Origin of the sequence: Pseudomonas sp. Eqa60 (genome assembly GCF_018326405.1) — a bacterium.
GTDB lineage: Bacteria > Pseudomonadota > Gammaproteobacteria > Pseudomonadales > Pseudomonadaceae > Aquipseudomonas > Aquipseudomonas protegens.
The window spans coordinates 6,517,020-6,541,313 of sequence record NZ_AP024342.1; the positions used below are offsets into that span (position 1 = coordinate 6,517,020).

Genomic DNA, 24,294 nt, shown 5'->3' on the forward strand with positions numbered 1-24,294 from the left:
CCTTGAGCGTGGCTCGGGCCGGCGGAGAATCGAGGTCTGGTGGATTCACGCGGCAGCCGGTGGCCAGGGCCGCCGGTACTTTTGAGACGAAATCGAATGTCCACGATAGCAGACAACATTGCCCAGGTAGCCGAGCGCATCCGCAACGCCTGCCAGGCCGTACAGCGCGACCCGCACAGCGTCCAGCTGCTGGCCGTGAGCAAGACCAAGCCCGCCGCCGCCCTGCGCGAGGCCCATGCCGCCGGCCTGCGGGATTTCGGCGAGAACTACCTGCAGGAAGCCCTGGGCAAACAGCAGGAACTGGCCGACCTGCCCTTGAGTTGGCACTTCATCGGCCCCATTCAGTCGAACAAGACTCGTGCCATTGCCGAGCATTTTGACTGGGTGCACTCCGTGGATCGCTTGAAAATCGCCCAACGCCTGTCTGAACAACGCCCGGCCGAGTTGCCGCCACTGAACATCTGCATCCAGGTGAACGTCAGTGGCGAAGCCAGCAAGTCCGGCTGCGCCCCGGCCGACCTGCCGGCCCTGGCCAGCGCCATCGGTGCCTTGCCACGCCTGCAACTGCGGGGGTTGATGGCGATTCCCGAGCCTACCGAGGACCGCGCTGCCCAGGACGCCGCCTTCGCCGCGGTACAACGCCTGAACAACGACCTGCGGGACAGCCTCAACCTGCCCCTGGATACCCTTTCCATGGGCATGAGCCACGACCTCGAAGCGGCCATTGCCCAAGGCGCCACCTGGGTGCGGATCGGTACCGCGCTGTTTGGTGCCCGCGACTACAGTCAGTCCTGATGCGACTGACCCCGACCTCTTGTAAGGACCTGTCATGAACACGACTCGTATCGCTTTTATCGGTGCCGGCAACATGGCGGCCAGTCTCATCGGCGGCCTGCGGGCCAAAGGCCTGGAGGCCTCGCAGATCCGCGCCAGCGACCCGGGCGAGCAGACCCGCGCGAAAGTAGCGGCCGAACATGGCATCCAGGTATTTGCCGATAACGCCGAGGCCATCGAAGGCGTCGACGTGATCGTCCTGGCGGTCAAGCCCCAGGCCATGAAAGCCGTGTGCCAAGCCCTGCGCCCGAGCCTGAAGCCGCAACAGCTGGTGGTGTCCATCGCCGCCGGTATCACCTGTTCGAGCATGAACAATTGGCTCGGCGCCCAGCCCATCGTGCGCTGCATGCCCAATACCCCGGCACTGCTGCGCCAGGGTGTGAGCGGCCTGTACGCCACCGCCGAAGTCAGCGCCCAGCAACGCCAGCAGGCCGAGGCGCTGCTGTCCGCCGTGGGTATCGCCCTGTGGCTGGACCAGGAGCAGCAACTGGACGCAGTGACTGCCGTCTCCGGCAGTGGCCCGGCGTATTTCTTCCTGCTGATCGAAGCCATGACCGCTGCTGGCGAGAAGCTCGGCCTGCCCCGGGAAACCGCCGCCCAGCTGACTCTGCAGACCGCCCTGGGCGCCGCCCACATGGCGGTCTCCAGTGACGTTGACGCCGCCGAGCTGCGCCGCCGCGTGACTTCACCGGCAGGCACCACGGAAGCGGCCATCAAGTCGTTCCAGGCCGGTGGCTTTGAAGCTCTGGTGGAAAAAGCATTGGGTGCCGCTGCGCACCGCTCGGCCGAAATGGCCGAACAACTGGGCCAATAAGGAGCCAATGATGATTGGATTGAACACCGCTGCGGTGTATGTGCTGCAAACCCTGGGCAGCCTGTACCTGCTGATCGTGCTGATGCGTTTCGTCCTGCAACTGGTGCGCGCCAACTTCTACAACCCGCTGTGCCAGTTCATCGTGCGGGCCACCCAGCCGCTGCTCAAGCCGATGCGCCGGGTCATCCCGAGCATCGGCGGCCTGGACATGTCCTCGCTGCTGCTGGCGATCCTGGTGCAACTGGCCCTGATGGCCCTGACCCTGCTGCTGACCTACGGCACCACCGGCAACCCGCTGCAACTGCTGATCTGGTCGATCATCGGCGTCACCGCGCTGTTCCTGAAGATCTTCTTCTTCGCCCTGATCATCAGCGTGATTCTGTCCTGGGTCGCCCCTGGCAGCCACAACCCCGGCGCCGAACTGGTGAACCAGATCTGCGAACCCGCCCTGGCCCCGTTCCGTCGCATCCTGCCGAGCATGGGCGGCCTGGATATCTCGCCGATCCTGGCATTCATGGTGCTCAAGCTGCTGGACATGCTGGTGATCAACAACCTGGCGGCCATGACCATGATGCCGGACATCCTGCGCCTGCTGATCTGACCCGGGCGGCCTGCATGAGTTATTACCGCTGGGACGGTGACGATCTGATCCTCGATTGCCACCTGCAACCCAAGGCCAGCAGCGACGAGTTCGCTGGCCTGCACGGCGAGCGGTTGAAGATCCGCCTCACCGCGCCACCAGTGGAAGGCAAGGCCAATGCGCACCTGATGGCGTTCCTGGCCAAGGCCTTTGGCATTCCCAAGAGCAACATCAGCCTGGTCAGCGGCGAACTGAACCGGCAGAAGCGGGTGCGCCTGCAAGCGCCGAAGAAGCTGCCGGACCTGCCGGGGCTGGCTCGCCCCGCCTGATTCGCCGGCAAGCCGGCTCCTGCGCCCCATGTTCACTGCAGGAGCTGGCTTGCCAGCGAACCTCCCACATCATTTCCCGCAACGAAACACAGCCCCGGGCTTTGCTTGCCGCTGGGGGCAGCGGTCTTTAGACTTACGCCTCATTTAAATGAGAGCAGGGTCGATGCCAACTGCCTTTCCCCCCGATTCTGTTGGTCTGGTCACGCCACAAATAGCGCACTTCAGCGAACCCCTGGCCCTGGCCTGCGGGCGCGCGCTGCCGGCCTACGACCTGATCTACGAAACCTACGGTCAGCTCAACGCCAGCGCCAGCAACGCGGTGCTGATCTGCCACGCCCTGTCCGGCCATCATCACGCCGCCGGCTACCACAGCGTCGACGACCGCAAGCCCGGTTGGTGGGACAGCTGCATCGGCCCGGGCAAGCCGATCGACACCAACAGGTTCTTCGTGGTCAGCCTCAACAACCTCGGCGGTTGCAACGGCTCCACCGGTCCCAGCAGCCTCAACCCGGACACCGGCAAGCCGTTCGGCGCCGACTTCCCGGTGCTTACCGTGGAAGACTGGGTACACAGCCAGGCGCGCCTGGCGGATCGCCTGGGCATCGACCAGTGGGCAGCGGTGATCGGCGGCAGCCTCGGCGGCATGCAGGCCCTGCAATGGACCATCACCTACCCGGACCGTGTACGGCACTGCCTGGCCATCGCCTCGGCGCCCAAGCTCTCGGCGCAGAACATCGCCTTCAACGAAGTGGCGCGCCAGGCGATCCTCACCGACCCGGAATTCCACGGCGGCTCGTTCCAGGAACAGGGGGTGATCCCCAAGCGCGGGCTGATGCTGGCGCGAATGGTGGGCCACATCACTTACCTGTCCGACGACTCCATGGGCGAGAAATTCGGCCGTGGGCTCAAGAGCGAGAAGCTCAACTACGACTTCCACAGCGTCGAGTTCCAGGTGGAAAGCTACCTGCGCTACCAGGGCGAGGAGTTCTCCGGGCGTTTCGATGCCAACACCTACCTGCTGATGACCAAGGCCCTGGACTACTTCGACCCGGCGGCCAACTGCGACGACGACCTGGCCAAGACCTTCGCCCATGCCACCGCCAAGTTCTGCGTGATGTCCTTCACCACCGACTGGCGCTTCTCCCCGGCCCGCTCCCGGGAACTGGTGGATGCATTGATGGCCGCGCGCAAGGACGTCTGTTACCTGGAGATCGACGCACCGCAGGGGCATGACGCCTTCCTGATCCCGATCCCGCGCTACCTGCAGGCGTTCAGCCACTACATGAACCGCATTACCTTGTGAGGACACGATGAGAGCCGATCTGGAAATCATCCAGGAATGGATCCCCGCCGGCAGCCGCGTCCTCGACCTGGGCTGCGGTAACGGCGAGCTGCTGAGCTGGCTGCAGGAGCACAAGCAGGTCACCGGCTATGGCCTGGAAAACGACCCGGACAACATCGCCGAGTGCGTGGCCAAGGGCATCAACGTGATCGAGCAGGACCTGGACAAGGGCCTGGGCAACTTTGCCAGCAACAGCTTCGACATCGTGGTCATGACCCAGGCCCTGCAAGCCGTGCACTACCCGGACAAGATCCTCGACGAAATGCTCCGGGTCGGCCGCCAGTGCATCATCACCTTCCCCAATTTCGGTCACTGGCGCTGCCGCTGGTACCTGGCCAGCAAGGGGCGGATGCCGGTCTCGGAGTTCCTCCCGTACACCTGGTACAACACGCCGAACATCCACTTCTGCACCTTCGAGGACTTCGAAGAACTGTGCCGCGAGCGGCAAGCCCGGGTGATCAACCGCCTTGCCGTCGATCAACAACACCGCCATGGGTGGGCCAGTAAGCTATGGCCTAATCTCTTAGGAGAGATCGGCATCTACCGCGTCAGCAGTCCCGGCCTGCAAGATCACAAGGTCGCGGTATAAACCACGTTGCATCGAGGAGAACCATCATGGGACGTCTGGTTACATTTCTACTGGCTGCCTGCCTGAGCGTCAGCGCCCTGGCGGCGGACCCGATCAAGGGCGAACGCCAGGAAGTGTTCGGTGACATCACCGTGCACTACAACACCTTCAACTCCACCTACCTGCAGCCTGATATCGCCAGGGCGGCGGAGCTGGTCCGCAGCAAGAACCAGGGCGTGATCAACGTTTCCCTGATCAAGGACGGCAAGCCGCTGGTCGGCCAGGTCAGTGGCACGGTCAAGGACCTGACCAGCAAGAGCATCCCGCTGAAATTCCGCCAGATCACCGAGCAGGGCGCGATCTACTACATCGCCCAGTTCCCGGTGGAGCAGCAGGAAAACCGTACGTTCACCATCAATGTGCAGACTGGCGGTGACACCAACAGCTTCAGCTTCAACCAAGAGCTATTCCCGGGCGAATAATGAACCTCACGCAACTCGTACTGGCCAGCCATAACGCCGGCAAACTCAAAGAACTCCAGGCCATGCTCGGCGCTTCGGTGCAATTGCGCTCGATCGGCGAGTTCAGCAGCGTCGAGCCGGAAGAAACCGGCCTGTCGTTCGTCGAAAACGCCATCCTCAAGGCGCGCAATGCCGCACGCATTTCCGGCTTGCCGGCACTGGCCGACGACTCCGGCCTGGCAGTGGACTTCCTCGGTGGCGCCCCGGGCATCTACTCGGCCCGCTACGCCGACGGCCAGGGCGACGCGGCGAACAACGCCAAGCTGCTCGAAGCCCTCAAGGATGTCCCGCAAGCCGAGCGCGGTGCGCAGTTCGTCTGCGTCCTGGCACTGGTACGGCACGCCGACGATCCGCTGCCGATCCTCTGCGAAGGCCTGTGGCACGGGCGCATCCTTACCGCCGCCAGCGGCGAGCACGGCTTCGGCTACGACCCGCTGTTCTGGGTGCCGGAACGCAACTGCTCCAGCGCCGAACTGGGCCCCGAGGAGAAAAACCAGCTCAGCCACCGCGCCCGCGCCATGGCCATTCTGCGGCAACGCCTGGGCCTGAAATGAGCCACGAGCCCTCCGCGTCGCCGCTGATTCTCGGCGGCGCGCATACGCCCCGGGCGGCGCTGCCCCAGTTGCCGCCCCTGGCGCTGTACATCCACATCCCGTGGTGTGTACGCAAATGCCCCTACTGCGACTTCAACTCCCACGCGGCCAGCCCGACGCTACCGGAAGAGGAGTACGTCGACGCCCTGCTGGCCGACCTCGACCAGGACCTGCACGCCGTGCACGGTCGCGAGCTGAGCTCGATCTTCTTCGGCGGCGGCACCCCGAGCCTGTTCAGCGCCCAAGCCCTGGGTCGGCTGCTCAAGGGCGTGGAACAGCGCATCCGGTTTGCCCCCGACATCGAAATCACCCTGGAAGCCAACCCCGGGACCTTCGAGCAGGAAAAATTCACCGCCTACCGCGCCCTGGGCATCAACCGCCTGTCCATCGGCATCCAGAGTTTCCAGGAACAGAAGCTCAAGGCCCTGGGCCGCATCCACAACGGCGATGAAGCGATTCGCGCCGCTGGCATGGCGCGCCAGGCCGGGTTCGACAACTTCAACCTGGACCTGATGCACGGCCTGCCGGACCAGTCCCTGGACGATGCCCTGGGCGACCTGCGCCAGGCCATTGCGATGAAGCCGACCCACCTGTCCTGGTACCAGCTGACCCTGGAGCCCAACACGGTGTTCTGGAACCAGCCACCGGTACTGCCGGAAGACGACACCCTGTGGGACATCCAGGAAGCCGGCCAGGCCCTGCTGGCCGAGCACGGCTATGCCCAGTACGAAGTCTCGGCCTACGCCCAGCCCGGGCGCGCGGCGCGGCACAACCTGAACTACTGGAGCTTTGGCGACTTCATCGGGATCGGCGCCGGTGCCCACGGCAAACTCAGCCACCCGGACGGGCGCATCCTGCGCACCTGGAAGACCCGCCTGCCCAAGGACTACCTGAACCCGGCCAAGCAGTTCAAGGCGGGCGAGAAGGCCCTGGGCAACGAAGAGCTGCCGTTCGAGTTCCTGATGAACGCCCTGCGCCTCACCGATGGCGTGGACGCTGCGCTGTTCGCCCAACGCACCGGCCTGGACCTGGGCAGCCTCGCCGAAGGCCGGCGCCAGGCCGAACAAAGCGGCTTGTTGCAGGTCGAACCGTCACGCCTGGCGGCCACGGCCCGCGGGCAACTTTTTCTCAATGACCTGCTGCAATACTTTCTGATCTAAGGAAATCACATGGATCTGGTACTCGACCTGCTCGCCACCGTGTCCCGCTGGAGTCGCAGCAACCTCTCGGAAATCGCCCTGGCACTGGTGGGCTGCCTGCTGGTGCTGTTCGGCGCGGACATCAAGGGCTGGGTCGAACAGCGCCTGGGCGGCATCGCCGGCGCCCTGCGCGTACCGCTGATGGCCCTGCTGTGCATGGTGGGCAGCGGCCTGGCGCTGATCTACGCCACACCGTGGATCGTCCGCGGCCTGAGCCAGTTCAACAACTACAGCCTGGCGCCAGTGCTGTTGGTGGTACTGGTGCTGATTGGCGTGGTCGCTGATCGTCGTTAATTCGCAGGGCCCCTTCGCCGGCAAGCCGGCTCCTACACCAAGCCGGCGAACGCAATCCAACGGCTGCCCCCGTTATCAAGGAAGAACATGAGCAAGAAAGTCATCGAGGACACCAGTAAGTTCCTCAGCTATGTGCTGCGCCACGAGCCCCAGGCCATCGGCCTGGAACTGGACAGCGAAGGCTGGGGCGATATCGACGCGCTGATCAGCGGTGCGGCCAAGAACGGCCGGCAACTGAGCCGGGAACTGATCGAGCTGGTGGTCGAAGGCAACGACAAGAAGCGCTTCGCCCTCTCGGCTGACAGCCGGCGGATTCGTGCCGTTCAGGGGCATTCCAACAAGGCCGTGCAATTGCAGCTTGAGGCAAAGCAACCGCCCGCCGTGCTCTTCCACGGCACCGCCACGCGCTTCATGGATTCGATCAACGAAAAGGGGCTGATCCCGGGTTCACGGCACCACGTGCACCTGTCCCAGGAAATCGACACCGCCCGGGCCGTGGGCCAGCGCTATGGCAAGGTGGTGATCCTGCAGATCGACGCCCAGGCCATGCAGGCCCAGGGTTTCACCTTCTATCAGGCAGAGAATGGGGTGTGGCTGACCAACCAGGTGCCGGTCGGCTTCATCAAAGCCCTGTAGGAGCCAGCTGGCTGGCGAAGGCGACCTTGAAGGCCTCTTCGCTGGCAAGCGGAACGCCGCCCGGCAGCTCCTACAGCAGCGTGTCCGCGGGGCTCAGGCGAGCTTTTCGAACTTCAAATCCCACACGCCGTGGCCCAGGCGCTCGCCGCGACGCTCGAACTTGGTGATCGGGCGTTCGGCCGGGCGCGGTACACACTTGCCGTCTTCGGCCAGGTTGCGATAACCCGGGGCGACGTTCATCACCTCCAGCATGTATTCGGCATAGGGCTCCCAGTCGGTGGCCATGTGCAGAATGCCGCCAACCTTGAGCTTGCTGCGCACCAGCTCGGCGAAGGAAGCCTGGACGATGCGGCGCTTGTGGTGCCGGCTCTTGTGCCACGGATCGGGGAAGAACAGCATCAGCCGGTCCAGGCTGTTGTCGGCGATGCAGCGGTTGAGCACCTCGATGGCGTCGCAATCGTAGACCCGCAGGTTGGTCAGGCCCTGGGTCAGCACGCCATTGAGCAGCGCGCCGACACCCGGGCGGTGAACCTCAACGCCGATGAAATCCTGTTCCGGAGCCGCCGCCGCCATTTCCAGCAGCGAGTGACCCATGCCGAAGCCGATTTCCAGGGAGCGTGGCGCCGAGCGGCCGAATACCTGGTCGTAATCCACCGGGGCGTCGGCCAAGGGCAGCACGTACAGCGGCGCGCCCTGATCCAGGCCGCGCTGCTGGCCCTCGGTCATGCGCCCGGCGCGCATCACGAAACTCTTGATGCGGCGGTGTTGGCGCTCGTCGCCGGCTTCCGGCTGGATTGGCGTGTCGTTTGATTCAGTCATCAATGGCTCTTACTTGATCAGACCATCCAGCGGCGAAGAGGCGCTGGCATAGAGTTTCTTCGGCATGCGACCGGCGAGGTACGCCAGGCGGCCCGCGACAATTGCGTGTTTCATGGCTTCGGCCATCATCACCGGCTGCTGCGCGTGGGCAATGGCCGAGTTCATCAGCACCGCCTCACACCCCAGCTCCATGGCGATGGTGGCGTCGGAAGCGGTACCGACACCGGCATCCACCAGTACCGGAACCTTGGCTTCTTCAAGGATGATCTGCAGGTTGTACGGGTTGCAGATCCCCAGCCCGGTGCCAATCAGCCCGGCCAGCGGCATGACCGCGATGCAGCCCATTTCCGCCAGCTGGCGGGCGATGATCGGGTCGTCGCTGGTGTAGACCATCACGTCGAAACCTTCCTTGACCAGCACTTCGGCGGCCTTGAGGGTTTCCAGCACGTTGGGGAACAGGGTCTTCTGGTCGGCCAGGACTTCCAGCTTCACCAGGTTGTGGCCATCGAGCAGCTCACGGGCCAGGCGGCAGGTGCGCACGGCCTCGACCGCGTCATAGCAGCCGGCGGTGTTGGGCAGGATGGTGTAGCGATCCGGCGGCAGGATATCCAGCAGGTTCGGTTCGCCCGGGTTCTGGCCGATATTGGTCCGGCGCACGGCGACGGTGACGATCTCGGCACCCGAGGCCTCGATGGCCAGGCGGGTTTCTTCCATGTCGCGGTACTTGCCGGTGCCTACCAGCAAACGCGACTGGTACGTCCGACCGGCCAGGACGAAAGGCTTGTCACTACGAACGTTGCTCATCGGAAATCCTCTGTTGGGGTGAGGTTCTTGCAGAATTCTTTATCAGGCCCGGGGCGCTGGTGACCCTCGATCCGGGGCCGGTGAAAGCATGTCGTCCATGAGAGGGCCCGGAGCCGGGCCAGGGCGCTGCGCAGATGGACAGCAGCGCTATTGAAGCCAGTGACTAGCCGCCGCCGATGGCGTGGACCACTTCAACCTGGTCGCCTTCGTTGAGGGCGGTTTCGGCGTGCTGGCTGCGCGGAACGATATCCAGGTTGAGTTCCACCGCGATCCGCCGTCCGGTGAGTTCCAGATGGCTCAGCAGGGCCGCAACGGTCGAGCCGTCGGGCAGTTCAAAGGATTCACCGTTCAACTGAATGCGCATGCCAAGGCCGCCATCATTTTTAGGGGCCAGCATTCTAGCCCGATCATGACCTAAAGGTCAGCTACAAGCGTCAGCCGGCGACTTGCAGGCGCCAGGCGGCAAGCCCCAGCAGGAACCAGCCGACCAGGAAGGCCACACCGCCGAAGGGGGTGATGATCCCCAGCTTGCTGGTGCCTGTCAGGGTCAGCAGGTACAGGCTACCGGAGAACAGCAGGATGCCCAGGGTGAAGGCAGCGCCGGCCCAGGTCACCAGCCGCCCGGGAATATGAGCCGCCAGCAAAGCGACGCCGAACAACGCCAGGGCATGCACCAGTTGATAGGTAACACCTGTATGAAAAATAGCCAGGTAGTCCGTGCTCAGGCGGTTTTTAAGACCGTGGGCGGCGAAAGCGCCAAGGGCAACCCCGGTGAAACCGAAGAAGGCGGCCAGCATCAGGAAGCCACGCAACATGAGGAACTCCAGTCAGATTCAGCACAAAGGGTCTGTATAATGGCGCGCTCAACGGGTTCGGCCAAGCCATCTCTATGCTGCGTTATCTGTTTCGTCGTCTTGTAAAAGCCTTGATGTGGTTCATGGTCGGCAGCGTCCTGCTGGTGCTGCTGTTGCGTTTCGTACCGCCACCGGGCACCGCCCTGATGGTAGAGCGCAAGATCGAATCCTGGGTCGACAACGACCCCATCGACCTGCAGCGCACCTGGAAGCCTTGGGATGAAATCTCCGACAACCTCAAGGTGGCGGTGATTGCCGGCGAAGACCAGAAATTCCCCGAGCACTGGGGCTTCGATATCGATGCAATCCAGGCAGCGTTGATCCACAACGAAAGGGGCGGCTCGATCCGTGGCGCCAGTACCCTGAGCCAGCAAGTGTCGAAAAACCTGTTCCTGTGGTCCGGCCGCAGCTACCTGCGCAAGGGACTGGAAGCCTGGTTCACCGCGCTGATCGAAGTGTTCTGGCCCAAGCAGCGGATTCTTGAGGTCTACCTCAACAGTGTCGAATGGGATGAAGGGGTGTTCGGGGCAGAAGCCGCGGCGCGCCATCACTTCGGCGTCAGCGCGGCCAATCTGTCACGCCAGCAAGCCAGCCTGCTAGCCGCTGTCCTGCCCAATCCAAGGGTGTGGAGCGCAGCACGTCCCAGCACTTATGTGATGCAGCGGGCGGGCTGGGTTCGGCGGCAGATGAGCCAGTTGGGTGGAGCCGATTACTTGAATCGGCTGAACGAGTCGCGCAGGGCGCCTTGGGCGGAGTAACCCGGATTTGGCTTTGCGCCGGTTCTTCTTGAGCATGTTCGAGATGGGTGCTGGGCTGGGGATTCGCCGGCAAGCCGGCTCCTACGCCAACCGCACAAACAAAAACGCCCCGAGGTAATCGGGGCGTTTTGCATGACGCTTCAGGCTTAAGCGGCGATGGACAGTTTCAGCTTGTTCATCGCGCTTTTTTCCAGCTGGCGAATCCGCTCGGCCGAAACGTTGTACTTCTGCGCCAGGTCGTGCAGCGTGGCTTTCTCTTCGGCCAGCCAGCGCTGGTAGAGGATGTCACGGCTGCGTTCGTCCAGCACTTCCAGGGCTTCGTGCAGGTTGCTGGTGGAGTTGTCGCTCCAGTCGGCATCCTCAAGTTGCAGCGCCGGGTCGTAGCGGTGGTCTTCCAGGTAGTTGGCTGGCGACTGGAAGGCGCTGTCGTCGTCCGCTTCCGCAGCCGGATCGAAGGCCATGTCCTGGCCGGTCAGCCGGCTTTCCATTTCCCGCACTTCACGAGGCTCCACGCCCAGGCTTTCCGCCACGCGGTGAACTTCTTCGTTGTTCAGCCAGGCCAGACGCTTCTTCTGGCTGCGCAGGTTGAAGAACAGCTTGCGCTGCGCCTTGGTGGTAGCAACCTTCACAATCCGCCAGTTACGCAGGATGAACTCGTGAATTTCCGCCTTGATCCAGTGCACGGCAAAGGACACCAGGCGCACACCCATTTCAGGGTTGAAGCGCTTCACGGCTTTCATCAGGCCAACGTTGCCTTCCTGGATCAGGTCAGCCTGGGCCAACCCGTAGCCGGAATAGCTACGGGCGATATGTACGACAAAACGCAGGTGGGCGAGCACCATCTGCCGAGCCGCCTCAAGATCCTGCTCATAGTAGAGACTCTCGGCCAGTTCACGCTCCTGCTCGGGTGTCAGCAATGGAATGCTGTTCACCGTGTGCACATAAGCCTCCAGGTTTGCGCCTGGAACCAATGCGTAAGCAGGTTGCAAAGAAGTGGTCATACGAAAAAACCTCCGACTCACATAACTCGTGCCGTTCAGCACTGCGAAAATTGACCGGAAACCGCGAAACAAGTTCCCAAAAATGCTGAAAGGTCAATACAAGCAAAAAGATATTACTTCGGTGCCAGTTCCCTCAGGTGACGGGCCACCGCAATCCACGCACCGATATAACCCAACAGCACCGCCCCTAGCAAGAGCGACAGACCATCGGCAACCGGCACCCCCGCGAGGGCAAAATCGCTGCCATACAAGCCAGCCAGACCGATTACCGCATCGTTCAGCCAGTTCAGGCCAAACGCCAATACACCCCAGGACAGGATCCCCGCGCCGAAACCATACAGCGCCCCCATATAGAGGAAGGGCCGACGAACATAACTGTCCGTGCCGCCGACGAGTTTAATCACTTCTATCTCGGTGCGGCGGTTTTCAATATGAAGACGAATGGTATTGCCTATCACCAAAAGTAATGCAGAAACCAGCAGCACCGTCAGGCCGAAGACAAAGCGGTCCCCCAGCTTGAGGATCGCCGCCAGCCGCTCGACCCATACCAGGTCCAGTTGCGCCAGTTGCACCTTGGGCATTTCCGACAACCGCTGGCGCAGGGCTTCCAGGGTCGCCTTGTCCACTTCGTTCGGTGTGACCAGCACTACACCCGGCAGCGGGTTATGGGGCAGTTCGCGCAAGGCCTCGCCCAGCCCGGACTGCTGCTGGAACTCCTCCAGGGCCTTTTCCTTGCTAATGAACTCGGCATCCGCCACACCGGGCAGGCCCTTGATCTCTTCACTGAGCTTCTCGCCCTCGGTAGCAGAAGCCCCCAGATCCAGGTACAGCGAGATCTGCGCCGCGCGCTGCCAGGAACCGCCCAGGCGCTCGACATTATTGAGCAACAGCGACAAGCCCATGGGCAGGCTCAAGGCCACGGCCATCACCAGGCAGGTAAAGAAGCTGCCGATGGGCTGTTTGCCCAGGCGCCGCAGGCTGTCCAGCAGGCTGGCGCGATGGCTTTCGATCCAGGCGTGCAGCAGGGTGCCGAAATCCGGGCCGTCGTCCTCGTCACGCTTTTTCTTCGGCGGTGGTGCTTCGGAAGCCTTGGGCGCTACGCGCTCCGCCACTTTAGGGGTACGTGTAGCACTCATACGCCGGCCTCCCCGTCGCCGATCAAGCGTCCGCGTTGCAAGGTCAGCATGCGGTGGCGCATGCGGGCGATCAGTGCCAGGTCGTGGCTGGCGATCAGCACGCTGGTGCCCAGGCGGTTGATGTCTTCGAACACGCCCATGATTTCCGCCGCAAGACGCGGGTCGAGGTTACCGGTGGGTTCGTCCGCCAGCAGCAGAGCCGGGCGGTGGACGATGGCCCGGGCGATGCCCACGCGCTGCTGCTGACCGGTGGACAGGTCGCCGGGGTACAGATCGGTCTTGTCCGACAGCGCTACGCGCTCCAGGGCCGAGTCCACCCGCTTGGCGATTTCCGCCTTGGACAGGCCGAGGATCTGCAGCGGCAGGGCGACGTTGTTGAATACGGTGCGGTCGAACAGCAACTGGTGGTTCTGGAACACCACGCCGATCTGCCGCCGCAGGAACGGGATCTGCGCATTGCTGATCTGCCCCAGGTCCTGCCCGGCCAGCAGCAGCTTGCCGGTGGTGGGACGCTCCATGGCCAGCAGCAGGCGCAGCAAGGTGCTCTTACCAGCGCCGGAATGGCCGGTGACAAACAGGAATTCGCCGCGACGCACGCGAAAGCTCAGCTCATGCAGGCCAACGTGACCGTTGGGGTAGCGCTTACCGACCTGTTCGAAACGAATCATGAACGCTCCCGCTCGGCAAACAATGCCTGGACAAAGGGTTCGGCTTCAAAGGTACGCAAGTCGTCGATGCCTTCACCGACGCCGATATAACGGATCGGCAGGCCGAACTGCTTGGCCAGGGCGAAGATCACTCCCCCCTTGGCGGTACCGTCGAGCTTGGTCAGGGCCAGGCCGGACAACTGCACCGTCTGGTTGAACTGCTTGGCCTGGTTGATGGCGTTCTGGCCGGTACCGGCGTCCAGCACCAGCAGCACCTCGTGGGGGGCGTCGGCATCGAGCTTGCCGATGACCCGACGGACTTTCTTCAGCTCTTCCATCAGGTTGTCTTTGGTGTGCAGGCGCCCCGCCGTGTCGGCGATCAGCACGTCAATGCCACGGGCCTTGGCCGCTTGCACCGCATCGAAGATCACCGAGGCCGAATCGGCACCGGTGTGCTGGGCGATGACCGGGATCTTGTTGCGCTCGCCCCAGACTTGCAGCTGCTCCACTGCCGCGGCGCGGAAGGTGTCGCCGGCGGCCAGCATGACTTTCTTGCCTTCCAACTGCAGCTTCTTCGCCAGCTTGCCGATGGTGGTGGTCTTGCCGGCGCCGTTGACGCCCACCACCAGGATCACGAACGGCTTGTTCTGGGCGACGATCTGCAGTGGTTGTTCCACCGGCTTGAGCATGCTGGTGAGTTCGGCCTGCAGCGAGGCATACAGCGCATCGGAGTCGGTGAGCTGCTTGCGTGCCACCTTCTGGGTCAGGTTCTGGATGATCACCGAAGTCGCCTCAACCCCGACGTCTGCGGTCAGCAGGCGGGTTTCCAGGTCTTCCAGCAATTCGTCATCGATGGCCTTCTTGCCCAGGAACAGGCTGGCCATGCCTTCGCCAATGCTGGCGCTGGTCTTGGACAGACCCTGCTTGAGGCGAGCGAAGAAGCCGATCTTGCTCTCTTCGGCGGGACGGACGGGCTCGGTCACAGGCTCGGGCTCTGCCGCCGCCACAACCGGCTCGGCTACAGGAGCAGGAGCAGGAGCAACAGGTTCAGGGGCGACGAATACCGGGGCAACCGGGGCTTGCACCTCGACCACGGGAGCCGGGCTAACCACCGGGGCTTCGACCACCGGCTCAGGGTGCACGGCAACAGCCGGAATCGGCGGAGCCACATGCTCGGCCTGGGCGTCTTCCACCAGGGCCACGGGTTCTTCCGCCACCGGCAGGGTCAACCAGGGCTTGTGCTCGGCGCTTGGCGCCAGCGGCAGGTCGGGGGCCGCGGGGGCCGCCGGTTCAGGCGCGATGTGCGGTTGCAGCACCGGCTCGGCCATTGGCAGCACCACCGGCTCGGCCGGGGCTACGCTGGCGGCAGGTTCGATGACCGGGGTCGGTGCCGGCTCGGCAGGCACTTGCGGCTGTTCGACGACGGGTTCCTGCGGCTTTTTGCGCAGCCATCCGAACAGGCCTTTCTTCTCGCCAGCCGCGGCTGGGGTCTTTTTGTCGTCGTTGGAACCAAACATGGAGACGGCTATCTCAAGGTAGCGATGCGCCACTGGGCGCCTCGGTAAATAAATATTCGATGCAGAACAGACTGTGTTTCATCCAGCTTGTTCACGCGCAACATGTTGTCGAAATGCCCAAAAGCACTTCAAGGAGCGATTTTACTAAAGGACTGGAACGGCAAAATCGGCGAAAAGTCGAAGTCTAGCTGGTAAATCAGGGCTTCTTGCCGGTAACTCATACAACCTGCTCAAGTACATGCTGATCCGCGAAGACCTGATAGGCGTGGCCGCCAGTAAAACGGATCAGTATCCTAGCACCTCCTCGCCCGCACAGGCTAAGACCAAGCGGGCAGCCCAACAGGTTTAAAAACGAATGAATGCTCTAGCCCGCCGCGCCGCAGGCCTGCTGCTCAGCACAGTTTGTCTGCCCCTTGCAGCCCTGGCTGCCGACCCTCAACCCACCCATGAATTCACCCTCGACAACGGCCTCAAGGTCGTGGTCCGCGAAGATCATCGCGCGCCGGTGGTGGTGTCCCAGGTCTGGTACAAGGTCGGCTCCAGCTACGAAACCCCGGGCCAGACCGGTTTGTCCCACGCCCTGGAACACATGATGTTCAAGGGCAGCGAGAAAGTCGGCCCCGGCGAGGCCTCCCTGATCCTGCGGGACCTGGGCGCCGAAGAGAACGCCTTCACCAGCGACGACTTCACGGCCTATTACCAGGTCCTGGCCCGCGACCGCCTGGGCGTGGCCCTGGAGCTGGAAGCCGACCGCATGGCCAGCCTGCGCCTGCCGGCCGACGAGTTCAGCCGCGAAATCGAGGTCATCAAGGAAGAGCGCCGCCTGCGCACCGACGACAAGCCGATGTCCAAGGCCTACGAGCGCTTCAAGGCCATGGCCTACCCGGCCAGCGGCTACCACACGCCGACCATCGGCTGGATGGCCGACCTGAACCGGATGAAGGTCGAGGAACTGCGCCACTGGTACCAGGCCTGGTACGTGCCGAACAATGCCACCCTGGTGGTAGTCGGCGACGTCACCCCGGACGAGGTGAAAACCCTGGCCCAACGCTACTTCGGCGCGATCCCCAAGCGTGACGTGCCACCGGCGAAGATCCCCATGGAGCTGGCCGAGCCCGGCGAGCGCCTGATCACCTTGCACGTCAAGACCCAACTGCCGAGCCTGATGCTGGCCTTCAACGTGCCGAGCATCGCCACCGCCGAGGACAAACGCGCGGTGAACGCCCTGCGCCTGGCCGCGGCCCTGCTGGACGGCGGCTACAGCGCTCGCATCCCGACCCAGCTGGAGCGCGGCGAAGAGCTGCTGTCCGGCGGCTCCACCAGCTACGACGCCTACACCCGGGGCGACAGCCTGTTCATGCTTTCGGCCACCCCCAACAGCCAGAAGAAGAAAACCATCGCCCAGGCCGAAGCCGGGCTGTGGCGCCTGCTGGACCAGTTGAAGACCACCCCGCCATCCGCCGAGGAACTGGAGCGGGTGCGAGCCCAGGTGATCGCCGGGCTGGTCTACGAACGTGACTCCATCACCAGCCAGGCCACCGCCATCGGCCAGCTGGAAACCGTCGGCCTGTCGTGGAAGCTGATGGACACCGAGCTTGCGGAACTGCAAAGCGTGACCCCGGAAGACATCCAGAAAGCCGCCCGCACCTATTTCACTCGGGAACGTATGAGCGTGGCCCATGTACTGCCTGAGGAGTCCGCTCATGAGTAAGCGCAAGAATGCCTCGCCGGTCCTGCTGGGCCTGGCCCTGGTGGCCCTGCTCACCGCCGGCGGCCTGTACCTGTCGCGTTCCGGCGAATCCAATGCCAGCCAGGCCCTGGACAACGCCAAGACCAGCCAGAAGCTCCAATCCCTGGCCGAGCTGGATGGCAAGGCCCCCAGCCACCGCAACCTCAATGTGCAGACCTGGAGCACCGCCGAAGGCGCCAAGGTGCTGTTCGTCGAAGCCCGCGAGCTGCCGATGTTCGACCTGCGCCTGATCTTCGCCGCCGGCAGCAGCCAGGACGGCAACGCGCCGGGCGTGGCCCTGTTGACCAACGCCATGCTCAACGAAGGCGTGGCCGGCAAGGATGTAGGCGCCATCGCCCAGGGCTTCGAAGGCCTGGGTGCGGATTTCGGCAACGGCGCCTACAAGGACATGGCCGTGGCCTCGCTGCGCAGCCTGAGCGCTGTGGATAAGCGCGAACCGGCGCTGAAGCTGTTCGCCGAAGTGGTGGGCAAGCCGACCTTCCCCGCCGACTCCCTGGCGCGGATCAAGAACCAGATGCTCGCCGGCTTCGAATACCAGAAGCAGAACCCCGGCAAGCTGGCCAGCCTGGAGCTGATGAAGCGCCTGTATGGCACCCACCCTTACGCCCATGCCAGCGACGGCGATGCCAAGAGCATCCCGCCGATCACCCTGGCCCAGCTCAAGGCTTTCCACGCCAAGGCCTATGCCGCAGGCAACGTGGTGATCGCCCTGGTCGGCGACCTGTCCCGCAGCGATGCCGAGGCGATTGCCGCACAAGTCTCCGCCGCCCTGCCAAAAGGCCCGGCGCTGGCGAAGATCGAGCAACCTGCCGAACCCAAGGCCAGCATCGGCCATATCGAGTTCCCGTCGAGCCAGACCAGCCTGATGCTGGCGCAACTGGGCATCGACCGTGACGACCCGGACTACGCCGCTGTCTCCCTGGGCAACCAGATTCTCGGCGGCGGCGGCTTCGGCACCCGGCTGATGAGCGAAGTGCGCGAGAAGCGCGGCCTGACCTACGGCGTCTACTCGGGTTTCACCCCGATGCAGGCCCGCGGCCCGTTCATGATCAACCTGCAGACCCGCGCGGAAATGAGCGAAGGCACCCTGAAGCTGGTGCAGGACGTGTTCGCCGAGTACCTGAAGAACGGCCCGACCCAGAAAGAACTGGACGACGCCAAGCGTGAACTGGCTGGCAGCTTCCCGCTGTCCACCGCCAGCAACGCCGATATCGTCGGCCAGCTGGGCGCCATGGGTTTCTACAACCTGCCGTTGAGCTACCTGGAAGACTTCATGCGTCAATCCCAGGAGCTGACGGTGGAGCAGGTCAAGGCCGCCATGAACAAGCACCTGAATGTCGACAAGATGGTCATCGTCAGCGCCGGCCCCACCGTCGCGCAAAAGCCGTTGCCGCCCCCCACTGATAAACCCGCCGAGCAGCCGCTCGGGGTTCCGGAGCATTAATGGCCCGTCCAGCCCGTCCCAGCAAGAAACCCGTCCACAACCAGCACAATGGCGTGGGCCAGTTGCGCATCATTGGCGGCGAATGGCGCAGCCGCAAGCTGAGCTTCCCCGACCTGCCGGGGCTGCGCCCGACCCCGGACCGGGTGCGTGAAACCCTGTTCAACTGGTTGGCCCCCTATGTGGCCGGGGCCAAGGTCATCGACCTGTTCGCCGGCAGCGGTGCGGTGTTCCTCGAAGCCCTGTCCCGTGGCGCCGCCACGGGCCTGGCCCTGGACAGCAGCAGCGTGGCCATTTCCAGCCTGCGCGAGCACCTGGGGACCCTGCGCTGCACCGTCGGCCAGGCCCAGACCGCCGACGCCCTGCGCTACCTGGAAACCCAGCCGGCCACGCCGTTCGACCTGGCCTTCCTCGACCCGCCGTTCAATCAGAACCTGCTGCCCGCCGCCTGCGCCCTGCTGGAAGAGTGCGGCTGGCTGGCGGACGACGCCTGGATCTACACCGAAAGCGAAACCGCGCCATCGACCCTGGGGCTCCCCGGAAGCTGGCGCCTGCACCGTGAACAAAAATCCGGGCAGGTGTATTACTCGTTGTGGCAACGTATGGCAGACAACGTCGCCTAGAACCTGATCACGACCTCGCGAGCAACGCTCAGGCCCGAGCCGCGCAGCAGATCGTAGTCAGGCTCTCAAGCCGACCGGAACAAGGTACGCAGCCCGCCCGGGCTGCGCGCCGCTGCATCGAGACCCTCCCCGTGCCCGACTCGCCTGATCGCTTCACCCCCGCCTTCGGCCTTGGCAACCCGCACCTACAGACCCTGTGGGGCCCGCTGTGGCGCCCGACCACTCATCTTGAGCGCCAGCGCGAACGCTTGTGGCTGGACGACGGCGACTTTCTCGACCTGGACTGGCACGGCCCCCATAGCGCCGACGCGCCCCTGGTGCTGGTGCTGCATGGTTTGACCGGTTCTTCCAACTCGCCTTACGTGGCCGGCCTGCAGCAGGCCCTGGCAACCCGGGGCTGGGCCAGCGCGGCGCTAAACTGGCGCGGCTGTTCCGGCGAGCCCAACCTGCTGCCCCGCAGCTACCACTCCGGGGCCAGCGAAGACCTGGCTGCAGCCATCGCTCACCTGCGGGCCAAGCGCCCCCAGGCGCCGCTCTATGCGGTGGGCTACTCCCTGGGGGGCAATGTGCTGCTCAAATACCTAGGGGAAAGCGGCAGCGACAGCCCGTTGCAAGGCGCCACGGCGGTGTCGGTGCCGTTTCGCCTGGACCAGTGCGCCGATCGCATAGGCCAGGGTTTTTCCAAGGTCTACCAGGCGCACTTCATGCGCGAGATGCTGGCCTACATCAAGGACAAGCAGCGCCAGTTCCAGCACGACGGCCGCCACGAAGGCCTGGCCACCCTGGCGCAACTGGGGCCGCTGACCAAGATGCGCACCTTCTGGGACTTCGACGGCCGGGTCACCGCGCCGCTGCACGGCTTTGCCGATGCCCAGGACTATTACCGCCGCGCCTCCAGCCGCTATTTCCTGGGGCAAATCCGCACCCCGACCCTGATCATCCAGGCCGCGGACGACCCCTTCGTATTCCGTCACAGCCTGCCCGAAGCCAGCGAGCTATCCGCCAGCACCCAGTTCGAGCTGCAGGCCAAGGGTGGCCATGTGGGTTTTGTCGACGGCAGCCTGAAACACCCCGGCTATTACCTGGAGCGGCGGATCCCGCAGTGGTTGGCTGGCCTGGATCGCCATGGATAAGCCAGCCCGGGAATCGATCCGCTTCTGGCAGAGTGCGCCCCTGGCCGGGGTCGAGTTGCTGGCCGCGCGTTACATCGAGCAGCGTTTCGTGCCCCATGTGCATGAGGGCTATGTGATCGGCATGATCATGGCCGGTGCCCAGCGCTACCGCTATCGCGGAGCCGAGCATTTGGCGGGCAGCGGCACCCTGGTGCTGATCAACCCGGACGAGCTGCACACCGGGGCCAAGGGCGTGGAAGACGGCTGGCTGTACCGCGCCTTCTACCCGGAGAACCAGCAGATATTCGGCCTGCTGGATGAACTGGAACTGCCCAGCGGCAGCCTGCCGGCCTTCGGCGCCACCTTGTACCGCGATCCGGACCTGGTACAGGGTTTTGCCCGCCTGCACCACCTGCTGGAAAGCCCGGCCACGGCCCTGCAACAACAGACCCAATGGCGAGAAATGCTGCTGTTGCTGTTGCAACGGCACGCCGGAGTGCGGGCACCAGGTGAACCCGGGCAGGAACACCGGGCCATCGTCCAGGCCAAGGAGTTGCTGCGCTCGCAGCTGGCGGCGCCGCCTTCACTGGAGGAACTGGCAGCAGCGGTGAACCTGTCACCGTTCCATTTCGCCCGGGTGTTTCGCCGGGCTACGGGGATTCCGCCCCACACCTGGTTGATGCAACAGCGCATCGCCAAGGCCCGGGCCTTGCTGCGTGACGGCTGCCTGCCCCTGGAAGTGGCGACACAATTGGGGTTTGCCGACCAGAGTCACCTCAGTCGGCAGTTCAAGCAGGTGTATGGGGTAGCGCCGGCGGCTTATCGCAGTGCCGTGGTGTAGGCGGCGCGGCTATCGCTCCTACAGACTCACCTGCGTCCCTGCCAACGCTATCGCGAGCAAGCTCGCTCCTACAGGTCCGCGCGGCCCTGCCGCCCGTAGGAGCTGGCTTGCCAGCGAAGGGGCCGCGGGTAAAGGCCGTCAGTCACCGGTGGCGACAGGCCGCTGCGCATCGGTGATCCACTCGCTCCACGAACCGGCATACAGCCGCCCCAGGGGGTAGCCGGCCAGGCTCAGGGCGAACAGGTTGTGGCAGGCGGTGACGCCAGAACCGCAATAGGCCACCAGTTGCTGCGGGTCACGCCCGGCCAGTTTCTGCGCGAAACGCTGCTTGAGCTGATCGGCCGGTAGAAAGCGCCCATCCTCCCCCAGGTTGTCGGTGAACGCCGCGCATTGCGCCCCGGGAATATGCCCGGCCACCGGGTCGATGGGTTCCACTTCGCCACGAAAGCGCGGCAGGCCACGGGCATCCAGCAGGGTCAGGTCCGTCTGGCCCAGGCGCTTGCCCAGGTGCTCGGCATCCAGCAGCAGGCTGTGATCAGGGTGCCCGACGAACTGCCCCGGCGCGTTTTCCGGGGCATCCAGGCTCAGCGGCAAGCCAGCGGCGTGCCAGGCTTTCAGGCCGCCATCGAGAATGAAAACGCCATCACGCTTGCCCAGCCAGGCCAGCAACCACCAGGCACGAGCGGCGTAGGAACCGGGGCCGTCGTCGTAGAGCACGATCTCGCTGTCGTTATCGATGCCCCAGGCCTGCAGGCGCGCCACCAACTGCGCGGGCTCCGGCAACGGATGCCGACCGGTCACGCCCTTGATCACCGGCGCGCTCAGATCCCGGTTCAGGTCCGCGAAATGCGCCCCGGCGATATGCCCGTCGGCGTAACTGCGCTGGCCGTAATCCGGGTCTTCCAGAGCAAAGCGACAATCCAGAATCACCAGGCCGGGCTGCTGTTTCTTCTGGTCCAGGGCAAGCGGGCTGATCAACTGCGCGAGGGGCATGGCGGGCTCCTGTGAATAAGTTGGAGGTTGATCCTACTGCACTTCTTCCAGGGCTTGGGCCAAGGGCACATAAAACTCTTCGAACAGGCCGTTGACCGCTTCCCGGGCCTGGTCGGTGACGAAACCGGCCTCCAGCACCAGCACCTGGTACACCCCACGCTTGATGGCTTCTTCGCTCAGGTGCGTGGAGTTTTCCCGGGTCGTGCACAGAAAACGCACCCAGGAGGTGAGGATGATCCAGGCATTGAGGGTCAGGGATTCGATCTGCACCTTGTCCATGGCGACGATCCCGGCGTCGACGAAACGCCCGTAGATGGCCATGCCCTGGATCAGGCAGCGCTGGGAAAAACGTCGGTAGCGCGCAGCCAGCTCGGGGTCGCTGTCCAGCAGGTGCTCCAGGTCGCGGTGCAGGAAGCGATAGCGCCACATGGCCGCCAGCAGAGCCTGCAGGTAGTAGCGCTTGTCTTGCACGGTGACCGCGCGCCCGGGGGGCGGTCGAAGGAAGCTGTCCACCAGGCTTTCGTACTCGGCAAACAGCACGGCGATGATCGCCTGCTTGTTGGGGAAGTGGTAGTACAGGTTGCCCGGGGAAATCTCCATGTGCGCCGCAATATGGTTGGTGCTGACGTTACGCTCGCCCTGCTGGTTGAAGAGTTCGAGGCTGAACTGGACGATGCGTTCGCGGGTTTTTATGCGTGGGGCCATGGGCGTGGGCTTTAATCAGAAGGCTGGCGTGCATCTTACGTTCTATCCCCCGGGGATAAATCGCCACCGGCGCAGGAGGGCAATTGACATTTTAGAGCATAAGCTCTAAAAAACTAGCCACCTTACAAAGACGGAGCCCGTCCATGTCTGCCGAAATCGCTTACCTGCAGGATTCCCTTCAGCAACAGGACGAGCTGCTTGAGCTGTTCGAAGCCCAGCGCCGGGCCTTTGCCGCCAACCCGATGCCCCCCGCAGCGCAACGCCAGCAATGGCTGAAGGCACTGCAGGAGCTGCTTAGCAACGAGCGCCAGGCCCTGATCGATGCCATCAGCCAGGACTTCAGCAACCGCAGCGCCGACGAAACCCTGCTGGCCGAGCTGATGCCCAGCCTGCACGGCATCCACTACGCCAGCAAACACCTGAAGAAATGGATGAAGCCGTCCCGCCGCGCCGTGGGCCTGGCCTTCCAGCCGGCCTCGGCCAAGGTGGTCTACCAGCCCCTGGGGGTGGTCGGGATCATAGTGCCGTGGAACTACCCGCTGTACCTGTGCATGGGCCCGCTGGTGGGGGCGCTGGCCGCCGGCAACCGAGTGATGCTCAAGCTCAGTGAGTCCACCCCCGCCACCGGGCAACTGCTCAAGCAACTGCTGGCCCGGGTCTTCCCCGAGGACCTGGTGTGCGTGGTGCTGGGCGAGGCCGAGGTGGGCATGGCGTTTTCCAAGCTGCGCTTCGACCACCTGCTGTTCACCGGCGCCACCAGCATCGGCAAGCACGTGATGCGCGCCGCCGCGGAAAACCTGACCCCGGTGACCCTGGAACTGGGCGGCAAATCCCCGGCCATCGTCTCCAGCACCGTGCCCCTCAAGGACGCGGCCGAACGCATCGCCTTCGGCAAGACCCTCAACGCCGGGCAGACCTGCGTCGCCCCGGACTACGTACTGGTGCCGGAAGAGCGCGTCGGCGCCTTTGTCGAAGCCTATCGCCAGGTGGTACGCGGTTTCTTCCCGACCCTGGCGGACAACCCCGACTACACCGCCATCATCAACCAGCGCCAGCTGGCGCGGCTCAACGGTTACCTGAGCGACGCCACCAGCAAGGGCGCGCAGTTGGTGCCACTGTTCGAGCAGAGCCAGGAACGACGCCTGGGCCACAGCCTGCTGCTCAATGTCAGCGATGACATGACCGTGATGCAGGACGAGATCTTCGGCCCGATCCTGCCCATCGTGCCCTACCGGACCCTGGACCAGGCCTTCGCCTATATCACCCAGCGTCCGCGCCCGCTGGCGCTGTACTACTTCGGCTACGACAAGGCCGAGCAGCAACGGGTGCTCAACGAAACCCACTCCGGCGGCGTGTGCCTCAACGACACCCTGCTGCATGTGGCCCAGGACGACCTGCCGTTCGGCGGCATCGGCCCTTCCGGCATGGGCCACTACCACGGGCATGAAGGCTTCCTGACCTTCAGCAAGGCCAAGGGGGTGTTCATCAAGCAGCGGTTCAACGCCGCCCGCCTGATCTACCCGCCGTATGGCAAATCGATCCAGAAGCTCATCCAGAAGCTGTTCATTCGTTAACCAGTACAA

The 24,294-nt window shown here is 64.0% G+C and carries 28 protein-coding genes; 18 read left to right on the plus strand and 10 right to left on the minus strand.

Translation table 11 applies throughout. The features are described from left to right. Nucleotides 1-96: 96 nt before the first annotated feature. From KI242_RS29600 to KI242_RS29650, 11 genes are all read left to right on the plus strand, one after another. A complete protein-coding gene (locus KI242_RS29600) occupies nucleotides 97-795 on the plus strand; it encodes a YggS family pyridoxal phosphate-dependent enzyme (RefSeq protein ID WP_123431082.1) in 699 nt (232 codons plus the stop codon). A 34-nt stretch (nucleotides 796-829) separates the two neighbouring features. Continuing rightward, entirely contained in the window at nucleotides 830-1,648 is an 819-nt protein-coding gene (gene proC / locus KI242_RS29605) for a pyrroline-5-carboxylate reductase (RefSeq protein WP_053160323.1), read from the plus strand. 10 nt (nucleotides 1,649-1,658) lie between these two features. Beyond that, nucleotides 1,659-2,249 (plus strand): YggT family protein, encoded by a 591-nt coding sequence (locus KI242_RS29610; RefSeq protein WP_011064014.1) that lies wholly within the window; start codon nucleotides 1,659-1,661, stop codon nucleotides 2,247-2,249. Between the two features lie 14 nt (nucleotides 2,250-2,263). After that, nucleotides 2,264-2,557: a DUF167 domain-containing protein gene (locus tag KI242_RS29615; protein ID WP_019095290.1), complete on the plus strand. Its 294-nt coding sequence runs from the start codon at nucleotides 2,264-2,266 to the stop codon at nucleotides 2,555-2,557. Nucleotides 2,558-2,720: 163 nt separating this feature from the next. Continuing rightward, a complete protein-coding gene (locus KI242_RS29620) occupies nucleotides 2,721-3,860 on the plus strand; it encodes a homoserine O-acetyltransferase (protein ID WP_041752663.1) in 1,140 nt (379 codons plus the stop codon). A gap of 7 nt (nucleotides 3,861-3,867) precedes the next feature. Further along, nucleotides 3,868-4,488: a methionine biosynthesis protein MetW gene (metW, locus tag KI242_RS29625; protein WP_011064017.1), complete on the plus strand. Its 621-nt coding sequence runs from the start codon at nucleotides 3,868-3,870 to the stop codon at nucleotides 4,486-4,488. A 26-nt stretch (nucleotides 4,489-4,514) separates the two neighbouring features. Continuing rightward, nucleotides 4,515-4,949 carry a DUF4426 domain-containing protein gene (locus KI242_RS29630; protein ID WP_011064018.1) on the plus strand — a complete coding sequence of 145 codons (435 nt, stop codon included), beginning with the start codon at nucleotides 4,515-4,517 and terminating at the stop codon, nucleotides 4,947-4,949. Then, nucleotides 4,946-5,542: an RdgB/HAM1 family non-canonical purine NTP pyrophosphatase gene (gene rdgB, locus KI242_RS29635; protein ID WP_026020234.1), complete on the plus strand. Its 597-nt coding sequence runs from the start codon at nucleotides 4,946-4,948 to the stop codon at nucleotides 5,540-5,542. Before KI242_RS29630 ends, rdgB begins: the two co-directional genes overlap by 4 nt. Beyond that, the gene (gene hemW / locus KI242_RS29640) at nucleotides 5,539-6,741 is read left to right on the plus strand and encodes a radical SAM family heme chaperone HemW (RefSeq protein ID WP_072443572.1); all 1,203 of its coding nucleotides are present in this window, start codon (nucleotides 5,539-5,541) and stop codon (nucleotides 6,739-6,741) included. The genes rdgB and hemW overlap by 4 nt, the downstream gene beginning before the upstream one ends. Before the next feature lie 9 nt (nucleotides 6,742-6,750). After that, nucleotides 6,751-7,074 carry a DUF3392 domain-containing protein gene (locus KI242_RS29645; protein WP_011064021.1) on the plus strand — a complete coding sequence of 108 codons (324 nt, stop codon included), beginning with the start codon at nucleotides 6,751-6,753 and terminating at the stop codon, nucleotides 7,072-7,074. A gap of 87 nt (nucleotides 7,075-7,161) precedes the next feature. Then, entirely contained in the window at nucleotides 7,162-7,710 is a 549-nt protein-coding gene (locus tag KI242_RS29650) for an RNA 2'-phosphotransferase (protein WP_053160325.1), read from the plus strand. 93 nt (nucleotides 7,711-7,803) lie between these two features. On the opposite strand, the gene trmB is transcribed toward KI242_RS29650, so the two are convergent. The 4 genes from trmB to KI242_RS29670 all read right to left on the minus strand — a co-directional run bounded on the left by trmB (nucleotide 7,804) and on the right by KI242_RS29670 (nucleotide 10,148). After that, the gene (gene trmB / locus KI242_RS29655; protein WP_011064023.1) at nucleotides 7,804-8,529 is read right to left on the minus strand and encodes a tRNA (guanosine(46)-N7)-methyltransferase TrmB; all 726 of its coding nucleotides are present in this window, start codon (nucleotides 8,527-8,529) and stop codon (nucleotides 7,804-7,806) included. Nucleotides 8,530-8,538: 9 nt separating this feature from the next. Continuing rightward, a complete protein-coding gene (locus KI242_RS29660; RefSeq protein WP_011064024.1) occupies nucleotides 8,539-9,333 on the minus strand; it encodes a thiazole synthase in 795 nt (264 codons plus the stop codon). 163 nt (nucleotides 9,334-9,496) lie between these two features. Beyond that, nucleotides 9,497-9,697, minus strand: coding sequence for a sulfur carrier protein ThiS (gene thiS, locus KI242_RS29665; protein ID WP_011064025.1), 201 nt, complete (start codon nucleotides 9,695-9,697; stop codon nucleotides 9,497-9,499). A 70-nt stretch (nucleotides 9,698-9,767) separates the two neighbouring features. Further along, nucleotides 9,768-10,148 carry a DUF423 domain-containing protein gene (locus KI242_RS29670; RefSeq protein ID WP_011064026.1) on the minus strand — a complete coding sequence of 127 codons (381 nt, stop codon included), beginning with the start codon at nucleotides 10,146-10,148 and terminating at the stop codon, nucleotides 9,768-9,770. A 74-nt stretch (nucleotides 10,149-10,222) separates the two neighbouring features. On the opposite strand from KI242_RS29670, the gene mtgA reads away from it, so the two are divergent. Next, nucleotides 10,223-10,945 carry a monofunctional biosynthetic peptidoglycan transglycosylase gene (gene mtgA / locus KI242_RS29675; protein WP_011064027.1) on the plus strand — a complete coding sequence of 241 codons (723 nt, stop codon included), beginning with the start codon at nucleotides 10,223-10,225 and terminating at the stop codon, nucleotides 10,943-10,945. 146 nt (nucleotides 10,946-11,091) lie between these two features. Here the strand turns inward: mtgA and rpoH are convergent, their stop codons facing one another. The 4 genes from rpoH to ftsY all read right to left on the minus strand — a co-directional run bounded on the left by rpoH (nucleotide 11,092) and on the right by ftsY (nucleotide 15,246). Continuing rightward, entirely contained in the window at nucleotides 11,092-11,946 is an 855-nt protein-coding gene (rpoH, locus tag KI242_RS29680) for an RNA polymerase sigma factor RpoH (RefSeq protein ID WP_011064028.1), read from the minus strand. A 113-nt stretch (nucleotides 11,947-12,059) separates the two neighbouring features. Then, nucleotides 12,060-13,082: a permease-like cell division protein FtsX gene (gene ftsX / locus KI242_RS29685; RefSeq protein WP_015637373.1), complete on the minus strand. Its 1,023-nt coding sequence runs from the start codon at nucleotides 13,080-13,082 to the stop codon at nucleotides 12,060-12,062. Next, entirely contained in the window at nucleotides 13,079-13,750 is a 672-nt protein-coding gene (ftsE, locus tag KI242_RS29690) for a cell division ATP-binding protein FtsE (RefSeq protein WP_011064030.1), read from the minus strand. The genes ftsX and ftsE overlap by 4 nt, the downstream gene beginning before the upstream one ends. Then, complete coding sequence (gene ftsY, locus KI242_RS29695; RefSeq protein WP_212805768.1) at nucleotides 13,747-15,246, minus strand: signal recognition particle-docking protein FtsY; 1,500 nt, start codon at nucleotides 15,244-15,246, stop codon at nucleotides 13,747-13,749. Before ftsY ends, ftsE begins: the two co-directional genes overlap by 4 nt. Nucleotides 15,247-15,601: 355 nt before the next feature. Here ftsY and KI242_RS29700 point away from each other — a divergent pair, with 355 nt between their 5' ends. The 5 genes from KI242_RS29700 (at nucleotide 15,602) to KI242_RS29720 (ending at nucleotide 21,013) form a co-directional block, all read left to right on the plus strand. Then, nucleotides 15,602-16,957 carry a pitrilysin family protein gene (locus KI242_RS29700; protein WP_011064032.1) on the plus strand — a complete coding sequence of 452 codons (1,356 nt, stop codon included), beginning with the start codon at nucleotides 15,602-15,604 and terminating at the stop codon, nucleotides 16,955-16,957. Then, nucleotides 16,950-18,440 carry a pitrilysin family protein gene (locus KI242_RS29705; RefSeq protein ID WP_011064033.1) on the plus strand — a complete coding sequence of 497 codons (1,491 nt, stop codon included), beginning with the start codon at nucleotides 16,950-16,952 and terminating at the stop codon, nucleotides 18,438-18,440. Before KI242_RS29700 ends, KI242_RS29705 begins: the two co-directional genes overlap by 8 nt. Then, entirely contained in the window at nucleotides 18,440-19,060 is a 621-nt protein-coding gene (gene rsmD, locus KI242_RS29710) for a 16S rRNA (guanine(966)-N(2))-methyltransferase RsmD (protein WP_015637375.1), read from the plus strand. Before KI242_RS29705 ends, rsmD begins: the two co-directional genes overlap by 1 nt. A 131-nt stretch (nucleotides 19,061-19,191) precedes the next feature. Continuing rightward, a complete protein-coding gene (locus KI242_RS29715; RefSeq protein ID WP_019095297.1) occupies nucleotides 19,192-20,193 on the plus strand; it encodes a hydrolase in 1,002 nt (333 codons plus the stop codon). Further along, nucleotides 20,186-21,013: an AraC family transcriptional regulator gene (locus tag KI242_RS29720; protein WP_041120263.1), complete on the plus strand. Its 828-nt coding sequence runs from the start codon at nucleotides 20,186-20,188 to the stop codon at nucleotides 21,011-21,013. The genes KI242_RS29715 and KI242_RS29720 overlap by 8 nt, the downstream gene beginning before the upstream one ends. 138 nt (nucleotides 21,014-21,151) lie before the next feature. Here the strand turns inward: KI242_RS29720 and KI242_RS29725 are convergent, their stop codons facing one another. Further along, nucleotides 21,152-22,006 (minus strand): sulfurtransferase, encoded by an 855-nt coding sequence (locus KI242_RS29725; protein WP_015637377.1) that lies wholly within the window; start codon nucleotides 22,004-22,006, stop codon nucleotides 21,152-21,154. 33 nt (nucleotides 22,007-22,039) lie between these two features. Further along, nucleotides 22,040-22,711 carry a TetR/AcrR family transcriptional regulator gene (locus tag KI242_RS29730; protein WP_011064038.1) on the minus strand — a complete coding sequence of 224 codons (672 nt, stop codon included), beginning with the start codon at nucleotides 22,709-22,711 and terminating at the stop codon, nucleotides 22,040-22,042. A gap of 98 nt (nucleotides 22,712-22,809) precedes the next feature. Here KI242_RS29730 and KI242_RS29735 point away from each other — a divergent pair, with 98 nt between their 5' ends. After that, nucleotides 22,810-24,285: a coniferyl aldehyde dehydrogenase gene (locus tag KI242_RS29735; protein ID WP_280517153.1), complete on the plus strand. Its 1,476-nt coding sequence runs from the start codon at nucleotides 22,810-22,812 to the stop codon at nucleotides 24,283-24,285. The last annotated feature ends 9 nt before the right edge of the window (nucleotides 24,286-24,294 follow it).

Bases quoted from the DNA above. Each gene is read 5' to 3' on its own strand.
- KI242_RS29600 (WP_123431082.1), top strand. From the start codon at position 97: ATGTCCACGATAGCAGACAACATTGCCCAGGTAGCCGAGCGCATCCGC.
- proC (WP_053160323.1), top strand. From the start codon at position 830: ATGAACACGACTCGTATCGCTTTTATCGGTGCCGGCAACATGGCGGCC.
- KI242_RS29610 (WP_011064014.1), top strand. From the start codon at position 1,659: ATGATTGGATTGAACACCGCTGCGGTGTATGTGCTGCAAACCCTGGGC.
- KI242_RS29615 (WP_019095290.1), top strand. From the start codon at position 2,264: ATGAGTTATTACCGCTGGGACGGTGACGATCTGATCCTCGATTGCCAC.
- KI242_RS29620 (WP_041752663.1), top strand. From the start codon at position 2,721: ATGCCAACTGCCTTTCCCCCCGATTCTGTTGGTCTGGTCACGCCACAA.
- metW (WP_011064017.1), top strand. From the start codon at position 3,868: ATGAGAGCCGATCTGGAAATCATCCAGGAATGGATCCCCGCCGGCAGC.
- KI242_RS29630 (WP_011064018.1), top strand. From the start codon at position 4,515: ATGGGACGTCTGGTTACATTTCTACTGGCTGCCTGCCTGAGCGTCAGC.
- hemW (WP_072443572.1), top strand. From the start codon at position 5,539: ATGAGCCACGAGCCCTCCGCGTCGCCGCTGATTCTCGGCGGCGCGCAT.
- KI242_RS29645 (WP_011064021.1), top strand. From the start codon at position 6,751: ATGGATCTGGTACTCGACCTGCTCGCCACCGTGTCCCGCTGGAGTCGC.
- KI242_RS29650 (WP_053160325.1), top strand. From the start codon at position 7,162: ATGAGCAAGAAAGTCATCGAGGACACCAGTAAGTTCCTCAGCTATGTG.
- trmB (WP_011064023.1), bottom strand. From the start codon at position 8,529: ATGACTGAATCAAACGACACGCCAATCCAGCCGGAAGCCGGCGACGAG.
- KI242_RS29660 (WP_011064024.1), bottom strand. From the start codon at position 9,333: ATGAGCAACGTTCGTAGTGACAAGCCTTTCGTCCTGGCCGGTCGGACG.
- thiS (WP_011064025.1), bottom strand. From the start codon at position 9,697: ATGCGCATTCAGTTGAACGGTGAATCCTTTGAACTGCCCGACGGCTCG.
- KI242_RS29670 (WP_011064026.1), bottom strand. From the start codon at position 10,148: ATGTTGCGTGGCTTCCTGATGCTGGCCGCCTTCTTCGGTTTCACCGGG.
- mtgA (WP_011064027.1), top strand. From the start codon at position 10,223: ATGCTGCGTTATCTGTTTCGTCGTCTTGTAAAAGCCTTGATGTGGTTC.
- rpoH (WP_011064028.1), bottom strand. From the start codon at position 11,946: ATGACCACTTCTTTGCAACCTGCTTACGCATTGGTTCCAGGCGCAAAC.
- ftsX (WP_015637373.1), bottom strand. From the start codon at position 13,082: ATGAGTGCTACACGTACCCCTAAAGTGGCGGAGCGCGTAGCGCCCAAG.
- ftsE (WP_011064030.1), bottom strand. From the start codon at position 13,750: ATGATTCGTTTCGAACAGGTCGGTAAGCGCTACCCCAACGGTCACGTT.
- ftsY (WP_212805768.1), bottom strand. From the start codon at position 15,246: ATGTTTGGTTCCAACGACGACAAAAAGACCCCAGCCGCGGCTGGCGAG.
- KI242_RS29700 (WP_011064032.1), top strand. From the start codon at position 15,602: ATGAATGCTCTAGCCCGCCGCGCCGCAGGCCTGCTGCTCAGCACAGTT.
- KI242_RS29705 (WP_011064033.1), top strand. From the start codon at position 16,950: ATGAGTAAGCGCAAGAATGCCTCGCCGGTCCTGCTGGGCCTGGCCCTG.
- rsmD (WP_015637375.1), top strand. From the start codon at position 18,440: ATGGCCCGTCCAGCCCGTCCCAGCAAGAAACCCGTCCACAACCAGCAC.
- KI242_RS29720 (WP_041120263.1), top strand. From the start codon at position 20,186: ATGGATAAGCCAGCCCGGGAATCGATCCGCTTCTGGCAGAGTGCGCCC.
- KI242_RS29725 (WP_015637377.1), bottom strand. From the start codon at position 22,006: ATGCCCCTCGCGCAGTTGATCAGCCCGCTTGCCCTGGACCAGAAGAAA.
- KI242_RS29730 (WP_011064038.1), bottom strand. From the start codon at position 22,711: ATGGCCCCACGCATAAAAACCCGCGAACGCATCGTCCAGTTCAGCCTC.